At 61.6% G+C, this 11,734-nt stretch carries 9 protein-coding genes; 6 read left to right on the top strand and 3 right to left on the bottom strand.

Features of this window, described 5'->3' with window-relative positions; all coding sequences use genetic code 11:
• The first annotated feature begins 198 nt into the window (after positions 1–198).
• From HDC32_RS21615 to HDC32_RS21595, 5 genes are all read left to right on the top strand, one after another.
• The gene (locus HDC32_RS21615; RefSeq protein WP_131696758.1) at positions 199–1,116 is read left to right on the top strand and encodes an NAD synthetase; all 918 of its coding nucleotides are present in this window, start codon (positions 199–201) and stop codon (positions 1,114–1,116) included.
• The gene (locus tag HDC32_RS21610; RefSeq protein WP_145336021.1) at positions 1,116–1,559 is read left to right on the top strand and encodes a hypothetical protein; all 444 of its coding nucleotides are present in this window, start codon (positions 1,116–1,118) and stop codon (positions 1,557–1,559) included. The genes HDC32_RS21615 and HDC32_RS21610 overlap by 1 nt, the downstream gene beginning before the upstream one ends.
• Before the next feature lie 187 nt (positions 1,560–1,746).
• Positions 1,747–5,037: a DUF2126 domain-containing protein gene (locus HDC32_RS21605; protein ID WP_184745398.1), complete on the top strand. Its 3,291-nt coding sequence runs from the start codon at positions 1,747–1,749 to the stop codon at positions 5,035–5,037.
• A gap of 159 nt (positions 5,038–5,196) precedes the next feature.
• The gene (locus HDC32_RS21600; RefSeq protein WP_131696755.1) at positions 5,197–7,683 is read left to right on the top strand and encodes a circularly permuted type 2 ATP-grasp protein; all 2,487 of its coding nucleotides are present in this window, start codon (positions 5,197–5,199) and stop codon (positions 7,681–7,683) included.
• Positions 7,683–8,573, top strand: a complete 891-nt coding sequence (locus HDC32_RS21595) for a transglutaminase family protein (protein ID WP_131696754.1) — start codon at positions 7,683–7,685, stop codon at positions 8,571–8,573. The genes HDC32_RS21600 and HDC32_RS21595 overlap by 1 nt, the downstream gene beginning before the upstream one ends.
• 31 nt (positions 8,574–8,604) lie before the next feature.
• Here the strand turns inward: HDC32_RS21595 and HDC32_RS21590 are convergent, their stop codons facing one another.
• Positions 8,605–8,787 carry a hypothetical protein gene (locus tag HDC32_RS21590; protein ID WP_092490350.1) on the bottom strand — a complete coding sequence of 61 codons (183 nt, stop codon included), beginning with the start codon at positions 8,785–8,787 and terminating at the stop codon, positions 8,605–8,607.
• 331 nt (positions 8,788–9,118) lie between these two features.
• On the opposite strand from HDC32_RS21590, the gene azu reads away from it, so the two are divergent.
• Complete coding sequence (gene azu, locus HDC32_RS21585) at positions 9,119–9,565, top strand: azurin (protein WP_090400850.1); 447 nt, start codon at positions 9,119–9,121, stop codon at positions 9,563–9,565.
• A 75-nt stretch (positions 9,566–9,640) separates the two neighbouring features.
• On the opposite strand, the gene nadE is transcribed toward azu, so the two are convergent.
• Positions 9,641–10,468, bottom strand: coding sequence for an ammonia-dependent NAD(+) synthetase (gene nadE, locus HDC32_RS21580; protein ID WP_131696753.1), 828 nt, complete (start codon positions 10,466–10,468; stop codon positions 9,641–9,643).
• A gap of 3 nt (positions 10,469–10,471) precedes the next feature.
• Entirely contained in the window at positions 10,472–11,686 is a 1,215-nt protein-coding gene (pncB, locus tag HDC32_RS21575) for a nicotinate phosphoribosyltransferase (protein ID WP_116627318.1), read from the bottom strand.
• Positions 11,687–11,734 lie beyond the last annotated feature (48 nt).

Here is an 11,734-nt window from a genome sequence, read left to right as displayed (position 1 = left end):
ATGCAAGACGCCAGCCTCGTGCTGGCGTTTTGCTTTCTAGGCGGTGGGGAGTCTGTTTGTTAAGGTGGCGCCCATTAAATCGCTATCGGGGGCAAGCCCCCTCCCACATTTTGAATGTATTCACACATCAAGTGTGGGAGGGGGCTTGCCCCCGATAGCATCAGTCCAGTCACCACCCCTTCAAGGATGAACACCCCCATGAGCAACCCTCTGCTCAACATCGGCATGGACTCCAACCGTTCCCAGTTCATGGCCCGCCAGCGCATTGAAAGCCAGATCAACCTGCCGAGCCTGTTCGCCGCCATCGACGCCGACCCCGGCATCGTCGGCGCGGGGGTGGTGTATATCGACGCTGACTTCAATGTCATTACCCTGCGCGAATTCAAGCCGATCTGCAGCATCAAGCCCAAGCGCATCATTTTGCGTGAGGCGCAGAGGTACATTTCGCCGGCGCAGTTTGCCAATCAGGTGGCTAACAACCCGCGTGAGTCCCGGTTGGTGGGCGAAGCAGTCAATACGACCCTGTCTTGTGCGGGCGCAATCCTCGGTTGGATTGTTGTGTTCAGCGGTACAGTCGCCGTGCCTTTCACGGGTGGCGCGAGCCTGGTGGTGGCGGGCATCGGTGCAACGGCTGCAGCGGCCAGCACTGCGCAATGTGTCGTCGGGGGGGTGAGAACTATCAACGAACTCAATGACCCGGCAGCCAACGACGATATGGATAGCGAGGACTGGTATCGCTATGCAATGCCGGTATTGGACGCCGCTTCACTGCTGGGTGCCGGCGCCTCTACTCTGACCACTCTTCGGCTCCTGCAGGCTCGAAAGGTGACCACTGGCAGAAGTTGGTACGAGTTATCCAAGGGGTTGACCCGCCAGCAACGCAAGGCGCTCACCAAAGAGTTGCTGAGCCTGAAAGATCCAAGACTGAGCAATAAACTCTTGAAACTGCGCCAACGCTCCGGTGAGCTGGCCAAGCGCTATTCAGCTAGCGAGATCAATCACGCTACTGTGACGCAGATCAGAGACTCCCTCGGGGCTGCCGTTGGTCTTACCGGGAGCGCTATATCAGGCAACATTCGAACGATTGCAGTTGGCCTCTATGAGGAGGTTGAGTGATGGATCGTCCGGGTTCATTGAGAGCTTTTTTGGCGCAATATTTTCCAGCGTTTATATGCGCGTTCTTCCTTGCCTGCTTCTCTCTCTCCGCCGCTATTTCATTGGCATCAAGTACATTTTTTCGCAGTGACCCAGAGCGGGCGCGTTACTCTTTTCTGGCGGCAGTTTTATTGGGCTTGCTCTTGGCGTTCAGCCATTTCGTCATGATCAGAGGGCGAGAATGGGGGGCTTGGGCTATCGCAGCCTTCTACGTTGTATGTTTGCTGGTCGTGTTGCCAACCTATAGCTATCGGCCACATATGGCAGCGTATGTAATAGGGCTGCTGTTTCCGCTGTTGGGGTTACTGCTGCTCAATAGCAAACGCCACCGCGAAATGCGCAAAAAACTGTCCGAGATACGCCACCTGCGCCAAGCCGTAATCGCAAAGCGCAAAACCCGTTGATTGGGTAGATTCGCCACCCATCCTCACATTAACGCCACAAATATGTGCGGCGCCTGCACCACGACACCACCGTTGGCGCCGTTTTGGTGCTGTACTGCACCGGGTCTTACGATAAAGCGCAATGACCGCCGCTCTGGCATAAGTCTTGCGCGCTTTGTGTCCATGCCCTGGCTCGCAGGAGGCCGCCGTGTCGATTCATGTCGCGTTGCACCACGTTACGCATTACCGCTACGACCGCGCGGTCGAACTCGGCCCGCAGATCGTACGTCTGCGCCCGGCGGCCCACAGCCGCACGCGGATTTTGTCCTATGCACTCAAAGTGCTGCCCGAGCAGCATTTCATCAATTGGCAGCAGGACCCCCAGGGCAATTACCTGGCGCGTCTGGTGTTCCCGGAAAAGACTGACGAGTTGCGCATCGAAGTCGACCTGGTCGCCGAGATGGCGGTGTTCAACCCGTTCGACTTTTTCCTTGAGCCCTACGCCGAAAAAATCCCCTTCAGCTACGCCGCCGATGAGCAGCGCGAGCTGGCGCCGTACCTGGAAACCCTACCGCTGACGCCGAAGTTTGCCGCCTACCTGGCCGGCATCGACCGCACGCCGCTGCCGGCCGTGGATTTCCTGGTGGGCCTCAACCAGCGCCTGGCCGCCGACATCGGCTACCTGATCCGCATGGAACCGGGGGTGCAAACCCCGGAATTCACCCTGGAAAACGCGTCCGGCTCCTGCCGTGATTCGGCCTGGTTGTTGGTGCAGTTGCTGCGCAACCTCGGGTTGGCGGCGCGGTTTGTGTCCGGTTATCTGATTCAGTTGACCGCCGACGTCAAAGCCCTTGACGGCCCCTCCGGCACCGACGTCGACTTCACCGACCTGCATGCCTGGTGCGAAGTGTATTTGCCCGGCGCCGGCTGGATCGGCCTGGATGCCACTTCCGGGCTGTTCGCCGGTGAAGGGCATATCCCGTTGGCCTGTAGTCCTGATCCATCGTCTGCCGCACCGATCAGTGGGCTGGTGGAGCCGTGCGAGTGCGAATTTACTCACGAGATGTCGGTTGAGCGCATCTGGGAAGCGCCACGGGTCACCAAGCCCTACACCGAAGAGCAATGGCTGGCGATCCAGGCCCTGGGCCGGCAGATCGATGGCGACCTGCTCAAGGATGATGTGCGCCTGACCATGGGCGGCGAGCCGACCTTCGTCTCCATTGACGACCCTGACGGCGCCGAGTGGAACACCGCTGCCCTCGGCCCGGATAAACGACGCTTGTCCGCCGAACTGTTCCAGCGCATGCGCAAGCACTACGCACCCAAGGGCCTGGTGCACTTCGGCCAGGGCAAGTGGTACCCCGGCGAACAATTGCCGCGCTGGTCGCTTAACTGCTATTGGCGCCGTGACGGCGTGCCCATCTGGCACAACAGCGCGCTTATTGCCGATGAACAGCAGGACTACGGCGCCGATGGCGTAATGGCCGGGCGCTTCCTGGCCAGCGTCGCCGAGCGCCTCAAGCTGCCGGCGCGCTTTGTATTCCCGGCCTTCGAAGACAATTTCTACTACCTGTGGCGCGAAGGTGCGTTGCCACAAAACGTCACGGCCCAGGACCCGCGCTTGAGCGACGACCTGGAGCGCGAGCGCTTGCGCAAAGTGTTCAGCCAGGGCCTGGATAAAGTCATCGGCCAGGTGTTGCCGCTGGCACGCACCGCCGCCAATGATCGCTGGCAGAGTGGGCGTTGGTACCTGCGCGATAACCATTGCCGCCTGGTGCCGGGGGATTCGCCGCTGGGCTATCGCCTGCCGTTGGCCTCGCAGCCGTGGGTGACGGCGGCTGAGTATCCGTTCGTGCACCCCACCGACCCTAACCAGGATCGGCCGGAACTGCCGACCAGCACGCAACTGCAAAGCCATGGCGAACCTGCGCCGAGCGACGAGCGTGTGCCCAAGGTCGACGAGTCCGCCGACTGGCTGACCCGCACCGCCCTCTGCGCCGAAGCGCGGGAAGGGCGCCTGTACCTGTTTATGCCGCCGCTGGAGCGCGTCGAGGATTACCTGGAGCTGGTGGCCGCCATCGAAGCCACCGCCGAGGAGCTGCACTGCCCGGTGCTGCTGGAAGGCTACGAACCACCGTTCGATATGCGCCTGAGCAACTTCCGTGTTACGCCGGATCCGGGTGTGATCGAGGTCAACGTGCAGCCGTCTGCGACCTGGGACGAGTTGGTGGAGCGCACCGAGTTCCTCTACGAAGAGGCGCGGCAAACCCGGCTGACCACCGAGAAATTCATGATCGACGGCCGCCACACCGGCACCGGCGGCGGTAACCACTTTGTGCTGGGGGGCGCGACGCCCAAGGATTCGCCGTTCCTGCGCCGGCCCGACCTGCTGCGCAGCCTGATCAGCTATTGGCACAACCACCCCTCGCTGTCGTACCTGTTTTCCGGCCTGTTTATCGGCCCGACCTCCCAGGCTCCGCGGGTGGACGAAGCCCGTAACGACGCGCTGTATGAGCTGGAAATCGCCTTTGCCCAAATGCCGCAGCCGGGTGAAGAATGCCCGCCGTGGTTGGTGGATCGCCTGCTGCGCAACCTGTTGATCGACGTGACGGGCAACACCCACCGCGCCGAATTCTGTATCGACAAACTCTACTCGCCCGACGGTGCCACTGGCCGCCTGGGCTTGCTCGAGTTGCGCGCCTTCGAAATGCCGCCCCATGCGCGCATGAGCCTGACCCAGCAACTGCTGCTGCGGGCGCTGGTCGCGCGCTTCTGGCGTGAACCCTATGCACCACCGAAATTGGCGCGCTGGGGCACCGAGTTGCATGACCGCTTCCTGTTGCCGCACTTTATCGAGCAGGATTTTGCCGATGTGATCGTCGAGTTGAACGCCGCCGGTTACCCGTTGCGCGCCGAATGGTTCGCCGCGCACCTGGAGTTCCGCTTCCCCAAGGTGGGCGATTACGCCGTCAGCGGGATCGAACTGGAACTGCGCCAGGCCCTGGAGCCTTGGCATGTACTGGGCGAAGAGGGTGCGGTGGGCGGTACGGTGCGTTATGTGGATTCGTCCCTGGAGCGCTTGCAGGTGAAGTTGAGCGGGCTGCCGCCGCAACGCTACCTGTTGACCTGCAATGGCATCCCGGTGCCGCTGCAACCGACCGGGCGCATCGGTGAGTTCGTCGCCGGCGTGCGTTACCGCGCCTGGCAACCGGCCAATTGCCTGCAACCGACCATCCCGGTCCATGCGCCGCTGGTGTTCGACCTGCTGGACACCTGGATGCAGCGCTCGTTGGGCGGCTGCCAGTACCATGTTGCACATCCGGGCGGGCGTAACTACGACAGCTTGCCGGTGAACGCCAATGAGGCTGAGAGTCGGCGCATGGCACGGTTTTTCCGTCTCGGCCACACGCCTGGGAAGCTCACCGTGCCGAGTGTTGTGATCAATGACGAATTCCCGATGACCTTGGATCTACGGCGTCACCCCAATAATAATGACTAAATGCGATCCAAATGTGGGAGGGCGCTTGCTCCCGATTACGGTGAATCAGCCGATACATAGGTTGACTGACCCACCGCGATCGGGAACAAGCTCCCTCCCACGAGGATTTGCAGTGTTTGTTAGGTTAATCTGAGCCCCTTTGCCTCTGCCGAGCGTTCCATGCCCGACTTGCTCGACCAATACCCGCTGACCGCGGGTACTTATCACGAACTGCTGGACGACAGTGGCGCGGTGCGCGCCCATTGGCAGCGCTTGCTTGATCACCTGCAACGCAGCACGCCCGCGCAACTGGCCCAGCGCCAGGCGCTGCTGACCCGGCAGATCCAGGAAAACGGCGTGACCTATAACGTCTACGCCGACCCCAAGGGCGCCGATCGCCCGTGGGAACTGGACCTGCTGCCCCATGTGCTGGCGGCCGATGAATGGCAGCAGCTGTCAGCCGGTATCGCCCAGCGTGCGCGCTTGCTCAACGCCGTACTGGCGGACCTCTACGGGCCGCAACGTTTGATCAAGGAAGGCCTGCTACCGGCCGAGCTGGTGTTCGGGCATAACAATTTCCTGTGGCCGTGCCAGGGCATCCAACCGCCTGACGGTGCGTTTCTGCACCTGTATGCGGTGGACCTGGCGCGTACCCCGGATGGCCGCTGGTGGGTCACCGCCGACCGGACGCAGGCGCCTTCGGGCGCCGGTTATGCGTTGGAAAACCGTACCATCGTGTCCCGCGCTTTCCCGGACCTGTACCGTGATCTGCAGGTGCAGCACCTCACCGGTTTCTTCCGCACGCTTCAGGAAACCCTGGCCCGCCAGGCACCGAGCGATGACCAGCCACCGCTGATCGTGCTGCTCACCCCTGGGCGTTTCAACGAGAGCTATTTCGAACACCTGTACCTCGCGCGCCAGCTCGGCTACCCGTTGGTGGAAGGCGGCGACCTCACGGTACGCGACAGCACGGTGTTCCTGAAAACCCTGAGTGGCCTGCGTCGGGTGCACGCGATCATGCGTCGCCTCGATGACGACTTCTGCGACCCGCTGGAGCTGCGCACCGACTCCGCTCTCGGCGTACCCGGGCTGCTCGACGCCGCGCGCCAGGGCAATGTGCTGGTGGCCAATGCCCTGGGCAGCGGCGTGCTGGAGTCCCCCGGATTGCTCGGCTTTCTGCCCAAGATCAACCAGTTCCTGTTTGGCGAAGAGTTGATCCTGCCGTCCATCGCCACCTGGTGGTGCGGTGAGGCGCCGGTGCTCGCCGAGGCCCTGGAGAAGCTGCCCGAACTGCTGATCAAACCCGCGTTCCCGTCGCAAAGTTTCACGCCGGTATTCGGTCGCGACTTGAGCGACGAACAACGCCAGGCCCTGGCCGAACGCATGCGTGCTCGGCCGTACGCCTACGTCGCCCAGGAGCTGGCGCAACTGTCCCAGGCACCGGTGTGGCACACCGTGGATGATCACTTGCAACACCGCGCCATCGGCATGCGCGTGTATGCCGTGGCCAGCGCGGAGGGCTACCGTGTACTGCCCGGCGGCCTGACCCGCGTGGCGGCCGATGCCGATGCCGAAGTGGTGTCGATGCAACGCGGCGGCGCCAGCAAGGACACCTGGGTGCTGGGCGAACGTGCCACCGGTGGCGAGCATTGGCGCGCCCAGCGCGCGATTAGTGCGCATGACCTGGTGCGCCGCGACCCTTATCTGCCGTCCCGCGTGGTGGAAAACCTGTTCTGGTTCGGCCGTTACTGCGAACGCTGCGACAACAGCGCCCGCTGGCTGCGGATCGTGCTGGCGCGTTATGTCGACGGCGATGACCCACTGGCGTTGCAGGCGGCGGTCGAGTTGGGTGAAAACCTGCGCCTGCTGCCGGAGGAGGGCGAGTTGCCCGAGCGTTTGCAGGCGGCCTTGCTCGGTGATGATTGGCCGTCGAGCCTGCGCGCCAACCTGCAACGCTTGCAGTGGGCGGCGTCCCAGGTGCGCGGCAAGTTGTCCCGTGAGAACTGGCAGGCCCTGGTGGAGCTGCAGCGTGAAGCCCTGGAGCTGGAAAGCGAAAGCCCGGATTTTGGTGAGTTGCTGGATTTCCTCAACCGCCTGGTGATGTCCCTGGCGGCGCTGTCCGGGTTTGCCCTCGACGACATGACCCGCGACGAAGGCTGGCGTTTCCTGATGATGGGCCGGCGCATCGAGCGTCTGCAATTTCTCAGCAGCAGCCTGGCGGCATTCCTGCGCGGCGTGGCGGTGTTCGACCAGGCGGGGCTGGAGTGGTTGCTGGAGCTGGGCAACAGCAGCATCACCTACCGCTCGCGCTACCTGGCGGTGCCGCAGCTGATTCCGGTCCTGGATTTGTTGTTGCTGGATGAACAGAACCCCCACGCGGTGCTGTTCCAGCTGAAACTGGTGAGCCGTACCCTGCGCCGTCTTAACGATGATTTCGGTGTGCCACGGGAGGCCGGCTTGGCGCCGTTGGTGGAGCGCCTGGCGCGTTTCGACCTGAGTTGCCTGGAGAACCCGTTGTTTGGCGAATCCAGCGTGCATGCCGCGCTGGAAGGCCTGGCCGACCTGCTGCAAGCGGTCGCCGATGAGAGTGGGCAAGTGTCGGATCGTCTGGCCTTGCGCCACTTTGCCCATGTGGATGATGTCAGCCAGCAAACGGTGTCGGTGTGATGAGTGCGCGCTACCAGATTTTCCACGATACCCATTACCACTACGACAGCCCGGTGTCCCTGGCCCAGCAGCTGGCGCATTTATGGCCGAGGCCGTGCGCCTGGCAGCGTTGCAGCGACCAGCAACTGGATATTAGCCCGCAGCCGTCTTCACGCCGGGATGAGCTGGACGTGTTCGGCAACCCGATTACCCGCCTGGCGTTCGAACGGCCCCACGATGAATTGCTGGTCAATGCCGGTTTGACTGTGGAAGTACTGGCGCGGCCGGTGCTGGATTTCCAGCACTCGCCCGCCTGGGACCAGACCCGCGACAGCCTGACCTACAGCAGCCAGCCGCTGTCGCCCGAGTTGATTGAAGCCTGCCGTTATCGCTTCGAATCGCCCTACGTGCACCTGAAGAAAACCTTCGTCGAGTTCTCGGAAAGCTGTTTTCCCCCTGGCGCGCCCTTGTTATTGGGTGTGCAGGCCTTGATGGAAAAAATCTTCAGCGAATTCACCTTCGATGCCGAAGCCACCCAGGTTGCCACGCCACTGGTGGAAGTGCTGGAGCGCCGCCGCGGCGTGTGCCAGGACTTCGCCCACCTGATGCTCGCCTGTCTGCGCTCGCGCGGCCTGGCGGCGCGTTACATCAGCGGCTACCTGCTCACCCAGCCACCGCCCGGCCAGCCACGGCTGATCGGCGCCGACGCGTCCCACGCCTGGGTCTCGGTGTATTGCCCGGTATCGGGCTGGGTGGATTTCGATCCGACGAACAATGTGCAGCCGGCACTGGAGCACATCACCTTGGCCTGGGGCCGGGATTTCTCCGATGTGTCGCCGTTGCGTGGGGTAATTCTGGGGGGAGGGAGCCATGACCCTGAGGTACGGGTGACGGTGATGCCGCTGGTGTAGGAGCGAGCAAGCTCGCTCCTACAGTAAATAATTATTCAGCTGGATCTTTTGGTGTTTCAGTCTCGTCGCTCGTTACTTCACCATCAGCATCCGGGTTGAGTGCGCCGGCTTCTTCATCTACCGCGGCTTTCTTGCGTTGCAGCTTTTCCTCTTTCTTCTGTTCCTTGGCCAAGTCTCTCTGACGTTTGGCGAAGGAGTAATTAGGTTTGGCCATGGGCGATCCTCTAGGGTCGAAGGTGAGGGTGGCGGCGCGCAGCTGCCTTGGGACGACATGGTAGCAGCTTCAAGGGGCGCTTGGCCTTCACTTACCGCAGGCGTACGCGGCCAGAAGGCCATTGAACAGTTGGTTGAGGTGCATGGCTCGGACTCCAGTGGGTGATGGGCCGATCATAGGCAGGTGCTGCGACTTTAGCTGGTAGATTGTGTCGATAAGTCTGATAGCCTAAAGTTGTATACAATCTGTTGATTCAGATCATAAGAATTTCAGCCTGCTTGAGGCACCCTTGTCGCAATACGCGTTTTTAAACCCTGCCTTGGAGATTCACATGTTTGCCAAACTCGTTGCTGTTTCCCTGCTGACGCTGGCTAGCGGCCAGTTGCTTGCTGCAGAGTGCAAGGTCACCGTCGACTCCACCGATCAGATGTCCTTCAACACCAAGGAAATCACGATCGACAAGAGCTGCAAGACGTTCACCGTCGAGTTGACTCACTCCGGCAGCTTGCCGAAAAACGTCATGGGTCATAACTGGGTGCTGACCAGCGCCGCCAACATGCAGCCGGTTGCCACTGACGGCATGGCCGCTGGCATCGACAAGAACTACCTGAAAGAGGGTGACGACCGCATCATCGCCCACACCAAGATCATTGGCGCCGGCGAGAAGGATTCGGTGACCTTCGATGTATCGAAACTGGCCGCCGGTACGGATTACGCATTCTTCTGCTCGTTCCCGGGCCACATCTCGATGATGAAAGGCACTGTGGTCGTCAAGTAAGACCGCGTTATCGTTCATCGGGGGCTTGCCCCCCGATGACTGCCTGCCAATCAACACACCACTATCTGGCCCACCTCACGGCGCAAACGGCATCACCCGTTTGTGTTCGGTCTTGCGGTACGTCTCGCAAATAATCCGGAACGCTTCTTCACGCACCGGCTCACCGTGCAGGAATGCATCGATCTCGGCATAGGTCACGCCATGTGACGCCTCATCCGGCTTGCCCGGCGACAGGTCTTCCAAGTCGGCCGTCGGCACCTTCTCCACCAACGACTCCGGTGCTCCAAAGAACCGCGCGATGGCGCGTACCTGATTTTTCACCAGCCCGCTCAACGGTGCCAAGTCGCACGCGCCATCACCGAACTTGGTGAAAAAGCCCATCACCGCTTCCGCCGCATGGTCGGTGCCGATCACCAGGCCGCTGGCCGCGCCGGCGATGGTGTACTGCGCCACCATGCGCATGCGCGCCTTGGTGTTGCCGAGCACGAAGTCGCGGGACACCGCTGCCTTGCCTTCAAACGCCGCCACTTCATTGGCCAGGGATTTCACCGCCGGGCCGATGTTCACGGTGTGGCGCTCGTCCGGGTCGATAAAATCCACCGACGCCTGGGCATCGATTTCATCGAACTGGGTTTCGTAGGGCAGGCGTACGGCGATAAAGCGGTAGGCCTCGTCGCCGGTGCTGGCGCGCAGTTCCTGTATCGCACGTTGGGCCAGGAGGCCTGCGGTCAGGGAGTCGACGCCGCCGCTGATGCCCAGCACCAATGTCTTGAGCCCGGAATTGCGCAGGCAGTCCTGGATAAACGCCACGCGCCGGGCAACTTCGGCCTCGAGGGCGGCCTGGTCCTTGAACGGTGCTTGGACCTTGAGCTGCTGCGCAATCTCACGCTGTACGGCTTGCATGATTCACTCCTTGCTGGAAAGGGCAGGTACTTTGAAAACATGACGCAAATAGGCGACAAAATTCGGGTCGGTGCAGTGGGTCTTGCCCGCTTCATCGGAGATCTTCGCGACGGGCTGGCCATTGCAGGCGGTCATTTTAAGCACGATGCTCATCGGTTCCACCCCTGGAATATCGCAGGTCAGGTTGGTGCCGATGCCGAAGCTCACATTAATGCGACCACGCAGCGCCCGGAATATTTCCAGGGCCTTGGGCAGCGACAGGCTGTCGGAGAACACCAGGGTCTTGCTCATCGGCTCGATGCCCAACTTATGGTAGTGGGCGATGGCTTTTTCCGCCCACTGTACCGGGTCGCCGGAGTCGTGGCGCAGGCCATCGAACAGCTTGGCGAAGTACAAGTCGAAGTCGCCGAGGAAAGCGTCGGTGGTGATGCAATCGGTCAGGGCGATACCGAGCAGGCCACGGTATTCGCGGACCCAGCAGTCGAGAGCGGCGATCTGGCTGTCGATCAGGCGCGGGCCGAGTTGCTGGTGGGCCATGATCCATTCGTGGGCCATGGTGCCAAGCGGCTTCATATCGAATTCGCGGGCCAGGTGCACGTTGCTGGTGCCGACGAAGCGCCCGGGGAAGTCATGCTTGAGCACGCTGACCACTTCTTCCTGCACGCGGTACGAGAAGCGCCGGCGCGTGCCGAAGTCGGCCACTTGCAGCTCGGACAGCTCTTCGCTGCTGGCGTTGGCCGTCAGCCAGTCGAACTTGCGGTACAGCTGCTCGCGGGCCTGTTCGAGGATCACGGTCTGGTAGCGGTAGCGGTTGCGCACCTCGCTGACGATCGCGAGCATCGGCACTTCGAAGAGGATTACATGCAGCCACGGCCCGCGCAGGCGGATAAACAGCTCGCCGTTCTCGATGCCGGTCTGCACATAGCGCAGGTTGAAGCGAAACAGTCCAAGGAAGCGCAAAAAATCCGGCTTCATAAAGCTGATGCGTTCCAGGAAGCCCAGTTGGTCCGGACTCAGGCTCAACTCGGCAAGGCGCTCGATCTGGTAGCGGATCTCCGCCAGGTACGGGCGCAGGTCTTCGCTGTTACGGCAACGAAACTCCCATTCAACTTCCACATTGGGGTAGTTGTGCAGCACCGCCTGCATCATGGTCAGCTTGTAGAAGTCGGTGTCGAGCAGGTTCTGCACGATGCGATCGGCAAACACACTCTCGCTCATAACGGGAATCTCCAGACAGGTCGGCGATGGGGGCGGACCTTTACGCGC

The organism is Pseudomonas sp. JAI120 (assembly GCF_014207255.1).
Taxonomy (GTDB): domain Bacteria; phylum Pseudomonadota; class Gammaproteobacteria; order Pseudomonadales; family Pseudomonadaceae; genus Aquipseudomonas.
This window is presented reverse-complemented; position numbering and strand designations above follow the sequence as displayed.